The sequence below is a fragment of the Mycobacterium sp. IDUB_21 genome (genome assembly GCF_055419425.1).
In genome coordinates this window covers 160,160-177,515 of the sequence record NZ_JBVAXQ010000008.1, presented here as the reverse complement: position 1 = coordinate 177,515, position 17,356 = coordinate 160,160, and the positions used below count along the sequence as shown (strand labels likewise).

Below are 17,356 nucleotides of genomic sequence, written 5' to 3'. Positions count from 1 at the left end.
ACTACGTCCGCGCCTTCTCTACGAGTTCGTAGGTCTCGACGACGTCGCCTTCCTTGATGTCGTTGTAAGTCAGCGTCAGACCACATTCGTAGCCGTCACGGACCTCGGTGACATCCTCCTTCTCGCGGCGCAGCGAGGAGACCGTGATGTTCTCGGCAACCACCACCGAATCGCGCAGCAGTCGTGCCTTGGCGTTGCGGCGCATGATGCCCGAGGTGACCAGGCAGCCCGCGATGTTGCCGACCTTCGAGGACCGGAACAGCGCACGGATCTCGGCGCGCCCCAGCTCCTTCTCCTCGAAGATGGGCTTGAGCATGCCCTTGAGGGCCTTCTCGATCTCGTCGATGGCCTGGTAGATCACCGAGTAGTAGCGGATCTCCACACCGTCACGGTTGGCCAGCTCGGTGGCCTTGCCCTCGGCACGCACGTTGAACCCGATGATGATCGCGTCCGACGCCGACGCCAGGTTGACGTTGGTCTCGGTGATGCCACCGACACCGCGGTCGATCACCCGCAACTGCACCTCGTCGTCGATCTGGATGCCCATCAGGGCCTCCTCCAGCGCCTCGACGGTACCGGCGTTGTCGCCCTTGAGGATCAGGTTGAGCTGGCTGGTCTCCTTCAGTGCCGAGTCCAGGTCCTCCAGCGAGATCCGCTTGCGCGACCGTGCGGCCAGCGCGTTGCGCTTGCGGGCATTGCGCTTGTCGGCGATCTGACGGGCGATCCGGTCCTCGTCGACGACCAGCAGGTTGTCACCGGCACCGGGCACCGACGTGAAGCCGATGACCTGAACGGGCCGCGACGGCAGCGCCTCATCGATGTCGTCGCCGTGCTCGTCGACCATGCGCCGCACCCGGCCGTAGGCGTCGCCGGCGACGATCGAGTCGCCGACCCGCAGCGTGCCGCGCTGGATCAGCACGGTGGCCACCGGTCCGCGACCGCGGTCCAAGTGCGCCTCGATCGCCACACCCTGGGCCTCCATGTCGGGATTGGCCCGCAGGTCCAGGGCAGCGTCGGCGGTCAGCAGCACCGCCTCTTCCAGGGCCGCGATGTTGGTGCCCTGTTTGGCCGAGATGTCGACGAACATGGTGTCGCCACCGAAGTCCTCGGCGACAAGCCCGTACTCGGTGAGCTGCGCCCGGATCTTGGCCGGGTCGGCGCCCTCCTTGTCGATCTTGTTGACCGCCACCACGATCGGCACATCGGCGGCCTGGGCGTGGTTGATCGCCTCCACCGTCTGCGGCATCACGCCGTCATCGGCGGCGACCACCAGGATCGCGATGTCGGTGGCCTTGGCGCCGCGGGCACGCATGGCGGTGAACGCCTCGTGACCCGGGGTGTCGATGAAGGTGATCAGCCGCTCGGAGCCGTCGAAGTCGACGCCCACCTGGTAGGCGCCGATGTGCTGGGTGATGCCACCGGCTTCGCCCTCGCGAACGTTGGCCTTGCGGATGGTGTCCAGCAGGCGGGTCTTACCGTGGTCGACGTGGCCCATCACGGTCACCACCGGCGGGCGGCTCTGCAGATCTTCCTCGCCGCCTTCATCCTCGCCGTAAGTCAGGTCGAACGACTCCAGCAGCTCACGGTCCTCGTCCTCGGGCGAGACGACCTGCACGACGAAGTTCATCTCGCCGCCGAGCAGCTCCAGCGTCTCGTCGCCGACCGACTGCGTGGCGGTGACCATCTCACCGAGGTTGAACAGTGCCTGCACCAGCGCGGCCGGGTTGGCGTCGATCTTCTCGGCGAAGTCGGACAGCGATGCGCCGCGGGCCAGCCGGATGGTCTCGCCGTTGCCGTGCGGCAACCGCACGCCGCCGACGACCGGAGCCTGCATGTTCTCGTATTCGGCGCGTTTCGCCCGCTTCGACTTGCGTCCCCGCTTGGGTGCGCCGCCCGGACGGCCGAATGCGCCGGCCGCGCCGCCGCGCTGGCCGGGACGGCCACCACCCCCACCACCGGGGCGGCCCCGAAAACCTCCGGCGCCGGCGCCTGCGGGGGCACCTCCACCGCCGGGACCGCCGGCACCGCCGCCGCGGTAGTTACCGCCGGGACCGCCGCCGGGACCGCCGGGACGGCCACCCGGGCCACCGGGACGACCACCCGGGCCACCGCCGCCGGGGCGGGGTGGGCCGCCGGGGCGCGCCGGACGGCCCTGTGCCCCGAAATTACTGGGCCGCGCGGGCATGTTGCCCGGAGATGCGCCGCCGGGACGCGGCATGCCGGGCCGGGGTGCGCCCGGCCGGGGGGCCTGCGGGTGCGGACGCGGGATGGCGCGCTCCACCGGCTGCGCCGACGAGAAGGGGTTGTTGCCGACGCGCGGTGTGCGGGCGCCGGGCTTGGGACCCGGCGCTGCGGGCCGCGGGCCGGGAGCAGCAGGCGGAGGGCCGGGTTGCGTCGAGGCGGGTGGCGGCGCCGCGGGCGCGGGGGCCTCGGCGGCGGGCGCAGCCGGAGCCGACGGCTTCGCCGCGGCGGGCGCGGCGGCCTTGACGACCTCGCTGTCGGCGACCGCGGCAGGCGCCGGCGGGACCGGGGCGGGAGTCGCCGCCGGGGCCGGAGCCGGGGCCTTGGCGGGCGCCTTGGCGGCGGGCTCTTCGCTCTTCGGGGCTGGTTTGCCGCCGCCGAACGCCTCGCGTAACCGGCGCGCGACGGGGGCTTCCACGGTCGAGGACGCCGACTTGACGAATTCGCCCTGCTCGCTCAGACGAGCGAGGACTTCCTTGCTGGTGACACCGAGTTCCTTGGCCAACTCGTGTACGCGGGCCTTTGCCACTACATCTCCTGTCTATGAGGCGACAGCGGTGGTGGGCCGCGCCTCGGGTTTAGCTATGACGCATGGTCATCGGGACTTCACGGTGTGCTCATGTTCTTCGCTACCTGTTCTGTTGGCCGGGGCGGTGAGCCGATCTGTTGATCGAAGTACTCCTCCACCCCGGACACATCCGGGGAACCGCTGATCCGCAACGCGTGCGCGAAAGCTCGTCGCCGGATCGCCGCTTGCAGGCACTCCGATGCGGGATGCAACCACGCACCCCGTCCCGGCTGGTTGCCCGCCCGGTCAATGGTCACGGCCTCGTTGCCGTTCCCTGACACAGCGACCACCCGAAGCAATTCGACGGCCAACTCGCGTTTCCGGCATCCGACACACGTGCGCACCGGTCCCTTCGGGGAGCGGTGCGTCCGCGAGTCGGCTGTCGAAGTCTCGCGCTGGATCACGGCTCAGTCTACCCATACGCCGGCGATCGCCCGAACCACCCGAATTCGAGCCCGCTCACGTCCCGCTCAGTGCGCCCTGGCCGCGTTCCGCTCAGTGCTCGTGGGCCACACCGCGGCCGGCCTCATGCTCGGCGCCGTTCGCCGCGGGCTCCGGGATATCGCTGCGGATATCGATGCGCCAGCCGGTGAGCCGGGCCGCCAATCGGGCGTTCTGGCCCTCCTTGCCGATGGCCAGTGACAGCTGAAAATCCGGAACCACCACCCGCGCGGCACGTGTCGTCTGGTCGATCACCGTCACCGACATCACCTTTGCCGGCGACAACGCGTTGCCGACGAAACGGGCCGGGTCCTCGTCGTAGTCGATGATGTCGATCTTCTCGCCGGCCAGCTCACTCATCACGTTGCGCACCCGCTGGCCCATCGGACCGATGCAGGCGCCCTTGGCGTTGAGCCCGGGGACCTGCGAGGCCACCGCGATCTTGGACCGGTGACCGGCTTCGCGGGCGACCGCGACGATCTCCACCGACCCGTCGGCGATCTCGGGCACCTCCAAGGCGAACAGTTTGCGCACCAGGTTCGGGTGGGTGCGCGACAGTTCGATGCGCGGTTCGCGCAACCCGCGGGTCACCCCGATCACGTAGCAGCGCAGCCGGTCGCCGTGCTCGTAACCTTCGCCGGGCGCCTGCTCGGCGGGCCGGATGACGCCGTCGAAGCCCTTGGCTTCGGTACCCAACCGCACCACGACGACACCGCGGGCGTTTTCCCGGGCGTCGCGCTGGACGACGCCGGCCACGATGTCGCCTTCCCGCGCCGAGAACTCGCCGTAGGCCTTCTCGTTCTCGGCATCCCGCAACCGCTGCAGGATCACCTGGCGGGCGGTGGTCGCAGCGATACGGCCGAAGCCTTCGGGCGTGTCGTCGTATTCGCTGATGACGTTGCCGTCAACGTCGGTCTCGCGGGCCAGCACGCGCACCATGCCGGTCTTGCGGTCGATGTCGATGGCCGCGTCGGCCTGGTGCCCTTCGGTGTGCCGATAAGCGGTGAGCAATGCCGATTTGATGGTGTCTACCACCACGTCGACCGGGATGCCCTTGTCAGCCTCGATCGCGTGCAGCGCGGCCATGTCGATGTTCATTGGCGCCACTCCTTCTCGTCGCTGCGCTGCCGGCCCGTCAACTCCAACTCACGTTCGGTCGGCGGTGAGAATTCGACTTGCACCACCGCTCGGCTGATCTCGCTCAGCGGCAGCCGGCGCCGGTTCCAGTCCCGCCCGGCGCGCACCACCAGCGTCAGAACGTCGTCGTCGACGGCGCCCACCCGACCGGTCACGCTGGTCCCGTCGGACAGGGTCAACTCGACCTTGCGGCCATGAGCGCGGCGAAAATGCTTAGGCGTGCTCAGCGGCCGTTGCACGCCGGGTGAGCTGACCTCCAGCACGTATTGACCGTCGTATTCGAGACCGTCGAGCAGATCCGACGCCGAGCGCGCCAGCGCCGCGGCGGCATCGAGGTCCAGCGGGGTGTCACCATCTGCGACCACGGTGATTCGCGGCAGCGGCGCACGTTCGTCGACGACGACGTCTTCGATCTCGTAGCCGGCGCGGGTGAACTCAGCATCGAGCAGCTCGATCACCTGTGTCTGCGAAGGTAGCCCGGTGGCCACGGCGAGCTCCTCATCTTGAGTTGTCCGGTCGTCGCGTTCCCGCGCGCCACGCGCGGCGGGAATCAGCCACTAACGATACGCCGTGGGCTGCACAGCCACAGCAAAGCGGCAAAAGCACCGGCCACGCACGCCTCACCCCGTGACCGGCCACGCCGCGTCAATCCGGCGGCGCCGCAATGGCAGGATGTCTTAGGTGCCCGGCCCCCTGACCACCATTGACCGGCGGCGCGTGCTGACCGGAGCCGGGGTGCTCGCCCTGCTCGCCCTGGCGGCACCGGCGTGCGGCTCGGCCCCGAGGCCGCCGGCCGTCGACGACCTGGAAGCGCAACGGCAACTGGCGCACCGCGACAGTGAGCTGGCCGCCGCGGCCGGGGCCGCACTGGCCGCCGCAGATGCCCCGGATGCCGACGATTCCAAGGCGCTGGCCGCAGCGCTGGATCAGGTGTCGCTGGAACGGGCCGAACACGCCAGGGCGCTGGCCGCCGAGATCGCCCGGGCCGCCGGGAAGCCTGCGCCGGACGCCCCGGAAACCACCACCTCGACCAGCGTGCCGGATGGGCCCGTTCCGACGGTGTCCCAGGTGGTCAACGCATTGCGTGCCGCGGCAGACAGCGCTGGGGAGCTGGCCATCGCCTCCTCGGGCTACCGGGCCGGGCTGCTGGCCTCCATCGCAGCGGCCTGCACGGCTTCGTACGCGGTCGCATTGGTGACGCCGTCGTGACGTCGGTCGAACCCAGTCCGCTCAGCGGCCCGGATGCGGCCCTGTGCGATGCCCTGGCCACCGAATACGGGGTCGTCTACGGCTACGGGCTGGTGTCGGCGTACTCCCTGCCGGAACTCAACGACCTGGTGGTGCCCACCATCCGCCAGCACCGCGAGCGCCGGGATCGAACCATCGCGATGCTGACCGCCCGCTCGGTTCCGATCCCGCAAGCCGCCGCAGGTTATCGGCTGCCCATGCCGCTGAGCACATCTGACGACGCGCTGCGGCTGGCGGTCCGAATGGAGAACGACACGGCGACGGCCTGGCGTGCGGTCATCGAGCAGGCCCGCGAGCCCGCAGACCGGGAATTCGCCGCGACCGCGCTCGGCCAAAGTGCGGTGCTGGCCGCGCACTGGAACCAGGCACTGGGAAATTGGCCGATCACCGCGGCGTTCCCGGGTGGCCAGGACTGAGTGAGACCGAGCCAAGGGAGCAAGATGATGTCGGTGTACAAGCGTGCTGTCCTGATCGCGACCACGGTGGGGGCCGCAGTGATGCTGGGCACCGGCCCGGCCGCCGCGTGGCCGATCCCCTACACCGCCGAGGACGTCAGGTACCTCGACGCGACCCGCGGTAACTTCCCCGGTGACGACGATCAGCTGATGCTGGCCGGCAAGCAGGTGTGCCGGGGGCTCTACACCGGTCAGTCTTCGGCCGCGGTGGCCGACCAGGTGGCCGCGCAGTACGGCGCCAGTCCCGAGCAGGCCGCCGTCGTGGTGCGCGCGGCCCGCAGCACGATGTGCACCCAGGCGCCGGGCTAAGGCACCTCAGCGCGGACCGCGGCGAGGATCTGCCCGGCCAATCCGTCGCCGACGGCCAGCTCGCGGGTCTGACCGGTGAAGCGGTCCCGCAGTTCGACGATCCCCTGCGCCCAGCCGCGTCCCAGCACCACGATCCATGGCACCCCGAGCAGTTCGGCGTCCTTGAACTTCACCCCCGGCGAGGCGTGCCGATCGTCGAACAGCACTTCCAGACCGAGCCGGTCCAGCTCGGCGGCCAGTTCGGTCGCACCGGCGCGGGCGGCGTCGTCCTTGTTGGCGATCACCAGGTGCACGTCGAACGGCGCAACCTGCGCCGGCCAGCGCAGCCCCAGCTCGTCGTGATGCTGCTCGGCGATCACGGCCACCAGTCGCGACACCCCGATGCCGTATGAACCCATTGTGAGCCGCACCGGACGCCCGTCCTCGCCGAGCACGTCGGCGGTGAACGCATCGGTGTATTTGCGGCCCAGCGAGAAGATGTGGCCGATCTCGATCCCGCGGGCGCTGACCAGCGTGCCGGCGCCGTCCGGTGACAGGTCACCGTCGCGTACCTCGGCGGCCTCGATGGTGCCGTCGGCGGTGAAATCACGTCCGGCCACGAGCCCGACGACATGCTTCCCGGGTTGGTCGGCGCCGGTGATCCAGCTGGTGCCGTCCACCACCCGCGGGTCGACCAGATAGCGAACCCCGTTGTCCGCCAGCGCCTTCGGACCGATATAGCCTTTGACCAAGAACGGGTGCTTGACGAAATCACTGTCGCTGAGCAGCGCGTACTCGGCGGGTTCCAGCGCCGCGCCCAGCCGCTTCTCGTCGACCTCGCGGTCGCCGGGCACCCCGATACCCAGCAATTCCCACTCGCCGGCAGGCCGGCGGACCTTGAGCAGCACGTTCTTGAGGGTGTCGGCGGCGGTGACGGTGCGGTCCAAGGCACCGTTGGCCCACTCCACCAAGGTGGCGATCGTCGGGGTGTCGCCGGTGTCGTGCACTTTCGCCTCGGGCAGGCCCTCGATCGGCTGCGGTTCCGGGCGGGCGGTGATGACCGCTTCGACATTGGCGGCATACCCGGATTCCGGGCATCGCACGAAGGTGTCCTCGCCGACCTCGCTTTCGGCCAGGAACTCCTCGGAGGCCGAGCCGCCCATCGCCCCAGACGTCGCCGAAACGATCACGTAGCGCAGCGCCAGCCGGTCGAAGATCTTCTGGTAGGCCTCCCGATGGGCGTCATAGGCCGCACCCAGCCCGGTCTCGTCGACGTCGAAGGAGTAGGAGTCCTTCATCACGAACTCGCGGCCGCGCAGGATCCCGGCCCGCGGCCGCGCCTCGTCGCGGTACTTGGTCTGAATCTGGTACAGCACCACCGGGAAGTCCTTGTAGGAGCTGTACTCCCCCTTGACCGTCAGGGTGAACATCTCTTCGTGGGTGGGGGCCAGCAGATAATCGTTGTCCCGCCGATCCTGCAGTCGGAACAGCCCATCGCCGTACTCGGTCCAGCGGTTGGTGGTCTCGTACGGGGCGCGCGGTAGCAGCGCCGGGAACAGGATCTCCTGGCCGCCGATCGCGTTCATCTCCTCGCGCACCACCCGTTCGATGTTGCGCAGCACCCGCAGGCCCAGCGGCAGCCAGCTGTACAGCCCCGGCGCGATCGGCCGGATGTAGCCGGCCCGGATCAGCAGCTTGTGACTGGGCACCTCGGCATCGGCGGGGTCGTCACGCAGGGTACGCAGGAAAAGTTGGGACATCCGGGTGATCACAGCGGGAGAGCCTATCTTCAGGCGCGGGCAGACACGGACTCGCACTCTTGGAGACCGGTGCTACAACTCCCCGGCCTCCACGGCCTCCAGGGTGTGCTGGGCGCGGGCGATCTGGGCTGCGGAGAACCGGATGAACAGCGCGGCCGCACCCACCAGCACCGCGATCGCGGCCACCCACAGCAGCGAATAGGTGTAGCCGTGCCCGAGCGCATCCAATTGGGCGGGCGTCATGTTCTTGACCGGCCCGGTGGTGCCGCCCAGATACAGCGTCCGGGAGGTCTGCACGGCCTGGACGATCACCAGCACCACCGGTCCGCCCAGGTTGTACACCATCAACGTGATCGCCGACACCGGTCCGATCTCACGCGGGCCGACATCTGCCAGTGCGCACAGCGGCAGCACCACCGAGATCACTCCGATGCCGAAACCGCCCACCATGAACAGCATCACCAGGTCGGGCAGATACGGCACGTCGCGGTCCAGGGTGGAACCGAACAGCATGGCGGCCCACACCAGACTGCCGGCGCCGATGATCAACCAGCGCGGCGCGACCAGCGCGGACACCCAGGTGGTCAGCACATTGCCCGCACCCATCGCCAGGGCGAACGGAATGAAGCACACCCCGGCACGCAACGCCGAGTAACCCAGCACGTCCTGCACCAGCAGACCGATCATCACACTGACGGTGAGCATCACCCCACCGGCCATGAAGTACGCCACGAAAGTGGCGACCCGGCTGGGGTTGTCGAACGCCGCCTGCGGCACCAGCGGGTTGGCCGCGCCTCGCTCCACCAACAGGAACGCCAGCAGGAACACCGCCGCGGCCGCTCCGGCGCCGATCACCCACGGGCTGGCCCAGCCGTACGGCGGGCCCTGGGTGAACACCAGGACCGCCGCGGTGCAGCCGGCGGTGGCCAGCAGCGCCCCGGGCAGGTCGAGTCGGAGCCGCTCGGTGTGAGTTTCCGTCAACCGGGTCACCGCGATCGCGACGATGACGACGCCGATCGGGATGTTGATCAAAAACGCCAGCCGCCAGGAGATGACGGTCAGCGCACCGCCGAGCACCAGGCCCAGCACCGAGCCCATGCCCTGCATGGCCGCCGACACCGCCATCGCCCGGTTGCGGGCTTGGCCGACGGCGTAGGTGGTGGCGATCAGCGCCAGCCCGGTCGGTGCGGCCACCGCTGCCCCGGTGCCCTGCACGGCGCGGGCGGCGATCAGGGTCGCCGAGTCGGTGGCCACCCCGCACACCAGCGAGGCGATCGTGAACACCCCGACACCGGAGATGAATGCGCGTTTCCGGCCGATGGCATCCCCGACCCGGCCGCCGAGCAGCAGCAGGCCGCCGAAGGTCAGCACATAGCCGGTGATCACCCAGCTTTTCGCGGCATCGGACAGGCCCAGGTCGGCCTGCATCCGTGGCAGCGCCACGATCACGATCGTGCCGTCGAGAGTGGACATCAATTGCATGCCGGTGATCGCGACGATGGCGATACCGAGCACGCTGGACGACAACGGCCGGCCGGCCGACTCGGACCTACCCGGCGCCGCCATAGGACGCCAGCTTAGCGACGGGAGGTCGGTGTCAGCGGGAAGTTACAGGTTGCCCGCGCCGAACGCGTCCTGTGCCTCCTGGGCATGCGCGACCTGCTTGGCCGTGTAGCCGATCAGCAGCGCGATGGCACCGACCAGCACCGCGACCGCGGCCACCCACAGCAGGCCGTAGGTGTAGCCGGCGTCCAGCGCGGCGATCTGGGCCGGGTCCATGGTCTTCACCGGCATGTTGGTGCCGCCGAGGTACAGCGTGCGCGAGGTGATGACGGCTTGGATGATCGCCAGCACCACCGGGCCGCCCAGGTTCTGCAGCATGAGTGCGATCGCCGAAGTCGGACCGATCTGGTCGAAACCCACGCCGGCGATCGCGGACAGGGTCAGCGGCACCACGATCATCCCGATCCCGATCCCGCCGAGCACGATCAAGGTCACGAAGTTCGGGAAGTACGGGAGGTTCCGGTCGACGGTCGAGCCGTAGATCATCGCGCCCAGCACCACGATCCCGCCGGCGATCACCAGCACTCGGGGCGGGAAGCGGCGCACCAGCTGGGAGGACACCCCCAGTCCGACGCCCAGCCCGATGACGAACGGGATGAATCCGATCCCGGCGTGCAATGCCGAGTAGCCCATCAGATCCTGCACGTACAGGCCGATCGTCACGGTCACGGTGAACAGCACCCCGCCGGCCAGGAAGATGGCCGCGAACGTGGCCACCCGGTTGCGGTCCTTGAACAGGCTGAACGGCACCACCGGGTTCTCCGCGGTGCGTTCCACCACCGCGAAAGCCAGTAGTGCCGCAATCGCCACCACACCGGAGCCGATGGTGATCATCGAGATCCAGCCCTTCTCCGGGCCGATCGTGAACGCGAACACCGCGGCGGTGCAGCCCAGGGTCGCCAGCAGCGCCCCGGCGGCGTCCAGCTTCATCCGCTCGCGGTGGGTCTCGGTCAGCGCGGTGCGGGCCAGGTAGATCATCAGCAGGCCGATCGGTACGTTGACGCCGAACGCCAGCCGCCACGACAACTCGGTCAGTGCACCGCCGACCACCAGGCCCATCACCGAACCGATGGCGGTCATAGCGCCGAACACCGCGGTGGCGGCATTGCGCGCCGGCCCCTTCGGGAAGGTGGTGGCGATCAGCGCCAGCGCGGTCGGTGAGGCGATGGCCGCGCCGACGCCCTGCAGCAACCGGGCGATCACCAGGGTGGGCGCGTCCCAGGCCACCGCACACAGCACGGAAGCGATGGTGAACAGCGCGACCCCGCTGATGAAGGTGCGCTTGCGGCCGATGGTGTCACCGAGTCGCCCACCGAGCAGCATCAGACCGCCGAAGGTCAGCACATAGGCGCTGATCACCCAGCCGCGGCCGGCGTCGGACAGCCCCAGGTCGTCCTGGATCTTAGGAAGCGCGACGATTGCCACGGTGCTGTCCATCGTGGCCAGCAACTGCATGCCACCGATGGCGATCACGGCATAGATGAAACGACGAGACGGCAGCCAGGATGACACATATCTGCTGGTCCGGCTAAGCACATCCGAGCCGTGACGCACCGGGGACTCCGCCCCGGCGGCATCTGCCTGCCACTGCGCGGTCGCCCGTCCTGCATCATCGAGAGCAGTCATAACCGGCTACCCTACAGTAATATTAAGAGATGTTTAAACCCCGAAGCCCGCGACGGCGCCGATAACGACGATTGCCGGAGGTCGGATGCCTTCCGCGCGGATCTTTTCGGGCGCGTCGGCCAGGGTCGCTCGTAGCGTGTGTTGCGCGGGTGTGGTTCCGTGTTGAACCACCAGCACCGGTGTATCGGCTGGTCGGCCCCCTTCTTGCAGCACCGCGCTGAACTGCTCGATGCGTTCGATCGCCATCAGCAACACGATGGTGCCGCGCATCGCGGCCAACGCATCCCAGTTCACTAACGATTCGGGGTCATCGGGCGCGACATGCCCGCTGACCACCACGAATTCGTGATTCACCGCCCGGTGGGTGACCGGAACCCCGGCCTGTGCCGGGACCGCTATGGCACTGGTCACGCCCGGCACCACCGTCACCGGGATCCCGGCGTCGGCGCAGGCAAGTACCTCCTCGTATCCGCGTGCGAACACGAACGGGTCGCCGCCCTTGAGTCGCACCACGAACTTGCCGGCGTGAGCGCGTTCGATCATCAGCGCATTGATGGCGTCCTGGGCCATCGCCCGCCCGTAGGGGATCTTGGCGGCGTCGATGACTTCGACATTCGGGGGCAGCTCGGCGAGCAGTTCGGGCGGCGCGAGCCGGTCGGCAACCACGACGTCGGCGTGCGAGAGCATGCGCCGACCGCGCACCGTGATCAGTTCCGGATCGCCGGGCCCGCCGCCCACCAGCGCCACACCACCGCGCACCACGTCGGAGGTCGCTTCGATGTCCAAAGCGATGGCACCGGACTGCAACGCTTCCCGGATCGCCGATCGGATCGCCGCCGAACGGTTGTGCTCACCGCCGGCCAGTACTCCCACCGACAGGCCGGCGTAGCCGAAGGTTGCCGGGGTGACCGCGGATCCCTCAACGGCGAGATCGGCACGCACACAGAAGATTTGGCGTCGGTCGGCCTCGGCGACCACGGCGGCGTTGACGTCCGGGTCATCGGTGGCCGCAATCGCGTACCAGGCATCGGCCAGGTCGCCGTCGCGGTAGGCCCGCGACACCAGCGCGATACCGGGCTTGCGCTCCCCCAGCACCTCGACCGCCGGGGTCGCGCTGGGTGCGATCACCGTCACCTGCGCGCCGCTGTCCACCAACAACGGCAGCCGCCGCTGCGCGACGCCGCCCGCGCCCACCACGACAACCTTGCGTCCGGCCAGGCGCAGCCCGACCAGGTATGGGTTCTCGGTCACCCGGCAACTCTAGTGGCGGTCGCCGGCGCAGCGGAGCCGGGCGCTGGGGGTCGCCACGAGCTAGAGCTCCAGCTGTCGGGTCCCCCAGTCCCACACCTGCTGGAACAGCGCGGGCTCGTCGGAGAGCCGGGTGCCCAGCGACGGCACCATCTCCTTGAGTGTCGGCAGCCAGCTCGCAAACCGGCCGGCGAAGCACTGCGCCAGCACCTCCAGCATGGCCGGCGCCGCGGTCGACGCCCCCGGCGAGGCGCCGAGCAGCCCCGCGATGCTGCCGTCGGCGGCATGCACGATCGTGGTGTCGAATGCGAGTCGGCCACGCCGGACGACCTGCACCCGCTGACCGGCCCGTATCGGCGACCAATCCGCGTCGAGCGCCGCGGGCATGAATTCCCGGAGCGCATCGAGACGGGCAGAGCGCGTTTGCCGCAGTTGGCCGATCAGGTAACCGACCAGGTCGCGCTCACGGGCCCCGGCGCCCAGCAGCGACGCCGCGTTGTCGAAACGGACCGACCTCGGCAGATCCGTGACGCGGCCGTACTTGAGGAATTTCGGCGACCAACCCGCGAACGGCCCGAACAGCAGCCACGACGCACCATCGACCACCCGGGCGTCCAGGTGCGGTGCGGTCGTCGAGGGCGCGCCCGGGGCGGGGGCGCCGTACACCTTGGCGCGGTGGGCGGCGGTGAGCTCCGGGACCCCACAGCGCAGGAAGCGGCCGCCGATCGGGAATCCTCCGAAGCCCCGGGCTTCGGGGATGCCGGAGCGCTGCAGCAGACCGAGGGTGGCTCCACCGGCCCCGACAAAGACGAATTTGGTTTTGAGTCTTAGGCTTTGGCCGGTGCGACGGTTGGTCAAGCTCAGAGTCCAGCCACCCTCGGGTGCCCGGCGGATAGCACGGACCTCGTGGCCGAACAGTATTTCGGTGCCGTGGCGCACCCCGTAGTCGATCAGCTGCTTGGTCAGCGCCCCGAAGTCGACGTCGGTCCCGGCGGGCGCCCAGTCCAGGGCCACCGGTTCGTCGGGGTCCCGACCGGCCGCCATCAGCGGCAGCCGCGCGGCGAACTCACCGAAGTCGGTGATCAACTCGGCGCCGGCGAACAGTGGGTTGGGTGCCAACGCACGATGGCGGCGGCGCAGGTAGTCGACGCCGGCGGCGCCGTGCACGAAGCTGACGTGCGGGATCGGGTGCACGAAGTCGCGCGGCTGCGCGAGCATGCCGTTTTGCACCGCGTAGGCCCAGAACTGGCGGGTCACCTGGAACTGCTCGTTGACGCGCACCGCTTTGGCGGTGTCGATGGCGCCGCCGGGCTGCTGCGGCGTATAGAACAGCTCGCACAGCCCGGCGTGGCCGGTGCCGGCGTTGTTCCACGGATCGCTGCTCTCGGCGCCCGCGGCATCCAAGCGCTCGACGACGGTGATCGAGGCGTCCGGCTCCAGCCGGCGCAGTATCGCCCCGAGGGTGGCGCTCATGATGCCCGCGCCGATCAGTGTCACATCCGTCTGAAGCGGTTTGGACACGCTGCTCAGCCTATCTCGCAGACCGTTTAGGCTGGCGCAATGGAGAGCTACGACCTGGCGATAATCGGAACCGGTTCGGGCAACAGCATTCTCGACGAACGCTACGCCGACAAGCGGGTGGCGATCTGCGAGCAGGGCACCTTCGGCGGCACTTGCCTGAACGTGGGCTGCATCCCGACGAAGATGTTCGTCTACGCCGCCGAGGTGGCGCAGACGGTGACCGAGGCGGCCCGCTACGGGGTGGACGCCCGCATCGAGAAGGTTCGCTGGGCCGACATCGTGTCGCGGGTCTTCGGCCGCATCGACCCGATCGCCGCCGGCGGCGAGAAGTATCGGCGCAGCCTGCCGAACGTCGAGGTCTACGCCGAGCACGCCCGGTTCGGACCGGTCGGCTCCGACGGTGAGTATCTGCTGCGCACCGCCGGCGGCGAGCAGTTCGGTGCGCGGCAGGTGGTGATCGCCGCCGGAGCGCGATCGTGGGTTCCGCCGGTGATCGCCGAGTCCGGGGTGCACTACTACACCAGCGATGACGTGATGCGGATCCCGGAGTTGCCCGAGCACCTGGTGATCGTCGGTGGGGGCTTCATCGCCGCTGAGTTCGCCCACGTGTTCTCCGCCCTGGGCGTCCGGGTCACAGTGGTGATCCGGGGCTCGACATTGCTGCGGCACTGCGACGAGACCGTCGCTGAGCGCTACACCCGGATCGCCGCGGACAAGTGGGAAGTGCGCTCGCAGCGCAACGTGGTCGCCGCCCGCCCGGACGGAGCCGGGACCGGCGTCGTCGTGGAACTCGACGACGGATCGATCCTGCGGGCCGGCGTGCTGCTGGTGGCAACCGGTCGAGTGCCCAACGGTGATCTGCTGGACGCCGGGCAGGCCGGCATCGAGATCGCCGGCGGCAGGATTGCGGTCGACGAGTACCAACGAACCACTGCACGAGGTGTTTTCGCGCTCGGCGACGTCTCGTCCCCGTATGAGCTCAAACACGTTGCGAACCATGAGGCCCGGGTGGTGGCGGACAATCTGCTGTGCGATTGGGACGACGTCGGCTCGATGCGGGCCACCGATCACCGCTACGTGCCGTTCGCGGTGTTCACCGACCCGCAGATCGCCGCGGTCGGGTTGACCGAAAATCAGGCCCGGGCAAAGGGTCTCGATATTTCGGTGAAAGTCCAGGACTACGGTGACGTCGCCTACGGCTGGGCCATGGAGGACACCACCGGCTTCGCCAAACTCATCGCCGAGCGCGGCAGCGGACGGCTGCTGGGAGCGCACATCATGGGCCACCAGGCGTCGTCGATCATCCAGCCGCTGATCCAGGCGATGAGCTTCGGGCTCACCGCCCCGGAAATGGCCCGGGGGCAATACTGGATCCACCCGGCACTGCCCGAGGTCGTCGAGAACGCATTGCTCGGGCTGGAATGAAGGGGCTCCGATGAAATCCACCCTGCTGTCCCGGCAAGACCTGGATTTTCTGCTGTTCGACTGGCTGCGGATCGGTGAGCTGACGACTCGCCCCCGGTTCGCCGAGCACTCCCGGGAAACCTTCTCCGACGCGTTGGACCTGTGTGAACAGCTGGCGACCCGATACTTCGCCCCGCACAACAAGAAGAGCGACGCCAACGAGCCCACCTTCGACGGGGTGAAGGTCACCATCATCGATGAGGTCAAGGAGGCGTTGGCAGCCTGCGCCGACGCCGAGTTGGTCGGCATGGCGATGGACTACACCCTGGGCGGGGCGCAACTGCCGGCGACGGTGGCTCAGGCCGGCTTCGCCTGGCTGATGGCCGCCAATGTCAGCACCGCCGGCTATCCGATGCTGACGATGGCCAACGCGAACCTGCTCGCCGAATTCGGCAGCGACGAGCAGATCGAGGCCTTCGTCAAGCCCATGATCGCCGGCCGGTTCCTGGGGACGATGTGCCTGTCGGAGACCCAAGCCGGATCATCGCTGGCCGACATCACCACCCGCGCCGAGCCGAGCGCCGACGGCACCTTCCGGTTGTTCGGATCGAAGATGTGGATCTCCGGTGGCGACCACGAACTCACCGACAACATCGTCCATCTGGTGCTGGCCAAGATCCCCGGCGGACCGGCCGGCACGAAGGGCATCTCGCTGTTTGTGGTGCCGAAGTTTCTGGTGGAACCCGACGGCGTTCTCGGTGAGCGCAACGACGTGGTGCTGGCCGGGCTCAACCACAAGATGGGCTACCGCGGCATCACCAACACGGTGCTCAATTTCGGGGAGGGCGGGTATCGGCCGGGCGGCGAGCCGGGCGCGGTCGGTTACCTGGTCGGCGAGCAGCACCGCGGGTTGAGCTACATGTTCCGCATGATGAACGAGGCCCGGCTGGGGGTCGGCATGGGCGCGATCGCGCTCGGCTACACCGGCTACCTGAAGTCGCTCGAGTACGCCGGCAGCCGGCCGCAGGGTCGGCCGGTGACAGCGAAAGATCCGACGACGCCGCAGGTTCCGATCATCGAGCACGCGGACGTCAAGCGGATGCTGCTGGCGCAGAAATCCTACGTCGAGGGCGCACTCGCGCTGGCGCTGTACTGCGCACGGCTCGTCGACATCACACACACCGCGCAATCCGACGAGGAACTCGAGCACGCCACGGCCCTGCTGGACATCCTCACCCCGATCGCGAAGAGCTGGCCGTCGCAGTGGTGCCTGGCCGCCAACGACTTGGCCATCCAGGTGCACGGCGGCTACGGCTACACCCGCGAATACGACGTCGAACAGCACTACCGCGACAACCGACTCAACCCGATCCACGAAGGTACCCACGGCATCCAGAGCCTGGACCTGCTGGGCCGCAAGGTGGTTCAGCGTGACGGCGCGAGCCTGGCCGCTTTGCACCGGGCGATGACCGACAGCATCGCGGTCGCGCGCCGGGCCGGGGGTGAATCGGCCGATCTCGCAGACCTCCTCGACGCCGTGATCCAGCGATTGGTCGCTGTCACCGCGGGCATGTTCGCCGCCGGCGACATCGATGCCGCTTTGGCCAACAGCGCCGTCTATCTCGAGGCTTTCGGTCATGTGGTGATCGCCTGGATTTGGCTGGAACAAGTGTTGACCGCCGCCGGCCGCTCGGGGGACTTCTACGACGGCAAACGCCAAGCCGCCCGCTACTTCTTCCGCTACGAGCTACCCAAGACCGGCCCGCAGCTCGACCTGTTGGAAAGCCTGGACCGCACCACGATTCAGATGCGCCCGGACTGGTTCTGACGGGCCAACCAAGCTTGGGTCGGTCTAG

General features: G+C 68.8%; 14 protein-coding genes. 5 read left to right on the top strand and 9 right to left on the bottom strand.

All coding sequences use genetic code 11. From position 1 onward, the window contains the following. Position 1: 1 nt before the first annotated feature. The 4 genes from infB to rimP form a co-directional block, all read right to left on the bottom strand. Entirely contained in the window at positions 2-2,770 is a 2,769-nt protein-coding gene (gene infB / locus ACZYY4_RS14110) for a translation initiation factor IF-2 (RefSeq protein ID WP_463810607.1), read from the bottom strand. Positions 2,771-2,847: 77 nt separating this feature from the next. Beyond that, positions 2,848-3,090, bottom strand: a complete 243-nt coding sequence (locus ACZYY4_RS14105; RefSeq protein WP_463810661.1) for a YlxR family protein — start codon at positions 3,088-3,090, stop codon at positions 2,848-2,850. 214 nt (positions 3,091-3,304) lie between these two features. Continuing rightward, on the bottom strand, positions 3,305-4,348 hold the full coding sequence (nusA, locus tag ACZYY4_RS14100) for a transcription termination factor NusA (RefSeq protein WP_463810606.1): 1,044 nt from the start codon (positions 4,346-4,348) through the stop codon (positions 3,305-3,307). Then, a complete protein-coding gene (gene rimP / locus ACZYY4_RS14095) occupies positions 4,345-4,875 on the bottom strand; it encodes a ribosome maturation factor RimP (RefSeq protein ID WP_463810605.1) in 531 nt (176 codons plus the stop codon). The genes nusA and rimP overlap by 4 nt, the downstream gene beginning before the upstream one ends. A 193-nt stretch (positions 4,876-5,068) precedes the next feature. Between rimP and ACZYY4_RS14090 the strand changes: the two genes are divergently transcribed. Genes ACZYY4_RS14090 through ACZYY4_RS14080 form a run of 3 tightly spaced genes read left to right on the top strand, consistent with a single transcriptional unit; the run spans position 5,069 to position 6,399 of the window. Next, the gene (locus tag ACZYY4_RS14090; RefSeq protein WP_463810604.1) at positions 5,069-5,596 is read left to right on the top strand and encodes a hypothetical protein; all 528 of its coding nucleotides are present in this window, start codon (positions 5,069-5,071) and stop codon (positions 5,594-5,596) included. Beyond that, positions 5,593-6,051 (top strand): ferritin-like domain-containing protein, encoded by a 459-nt coding sequence (locus ACZYY4_RS14085; RefSeq protein WP_463810603.1) that lies wholly within the window; start codon positions 5,593-5,595, stop codon positions 6,049-6,051. Before ACZYY4_RS14090 ends, ACZYY4_RS14085 begins: the two co-directional genes overlap by 4 nt. Positions 6,052-6,078: 27 nt before the next feature. Beyond that, positions 6,079-6,399, top strand: coding sequence for a DUF732 domain-containing protein (locus tag ACZYY4_RS14080; protein WP_463810602.1), 321 nt, complete (start codon positions 6,079-6,081; stop codon positions 6,397-6,399). Here the strand turns inward: ACZYY4_RS14080 and ACZYY4_RS14075 are convergent. Genes ACZYY4_RS14075 through mqo form a run of 5 tightly spaced genes read right to left on the bottom strand, consistent with a single transcriptional unit; the run spans position 6,396 to position 14,096 of the window. Further along, positions 6,396-8,150 (bottom strand): proline--tRNA ligase, encoded by a 1,755-nt coding sequence (locus ACZYY4_RS14075; protein WP_463810601.1) that lies wholly within the window; start codon positions 8,148-8,150, stop codon positions 6,396-6,398. The two genes, ACZYY4_RS14080 and ACZYY4_RS14075, sit on opposite strands and share 4 nt — an antisense overlap. 60 nt (positions 8,151-8,210) lie before the next feature. Next, a complete protein-coding gene (locus ACZYY4_RS14070; protein WP_463810600.1) occupies positions 8,211-9,704 on the bottom strand; it encodes an MFS transporter in 1,494 nt (497 codons plus the stop codon). A 42-nt stretch (positions 9,705-9,746) separates the two neighbouring features. Continuing rightward, a complete protein-coding gene (locus ACZYY4_RS14065; protein WP_463810599.1) occupies positions 9,747-11,327 on the bottom strand; it encodes an MFS transporter in 1,581 nt (526 codons plus the stop codon). 33 nt (positions 11,328-11,360) lie between these two features. After that, on the bottom strand, positions 11,361-12,578 hold the full coding sequence (cobA, locus tag ACZYY4_RS14060; RefSeq protein ID WP_463810598.1) for a uroporphyrinogen-III C-methyltransferase: 1,218 nt from the start codon (positions 12,576-12,578) through the stop codon (positions 11,361-11,363). A 60-nt stretch (positions 12,579-12,638) separates the two neighbouring features. Continuing rightward, positions 12,639-14,096: a malate dehydrogenase (quinone) gene (mqo, locus tag ACZYY4_RS14055; RefSeq protein WP_463810597.1), complete on the bottom strand. Its 1,458-nt coding sequence runs from the start codon at positions 14,094-14,096 to the stop codon at positions 12,639-12,641. A 39-nt stretch (positions 14,097-14,135) separates the two neighbouring features. On the opposite strand from mqo, the gene mtr reads away from it, so the two are divergent. Both mtr and ACZYY4_RS14045 read left to right on the top strand, forming a co-directional pair. Next, positions 14,136-15,521 (top strand): mycothione reductase, encoded by a 1,386-nt coding sequence (gene mtr, locus ACZYY4_RS14050; protein ID WP_463810596.1) that lies wholly within the window; start codon positions 14,136-14,138, stop codon positions 15,519-15,521. A gap of 10 nt (positions 15,522-15,531) precedes the next feature. Continuing rightward, on the top strand, positions 15,532-17,328 hold the full coding sequence (locus tag ACZYY4_RS14045; protein WP_463810595.1) for an acyl-CoA dehydrogenase: 1,797 nt from the start codon (positions 15,532-15,534) through the stop codon (positions 17,326-17,328). Positions 17,329-17,356: the final 28 nt, after the last annotated feature.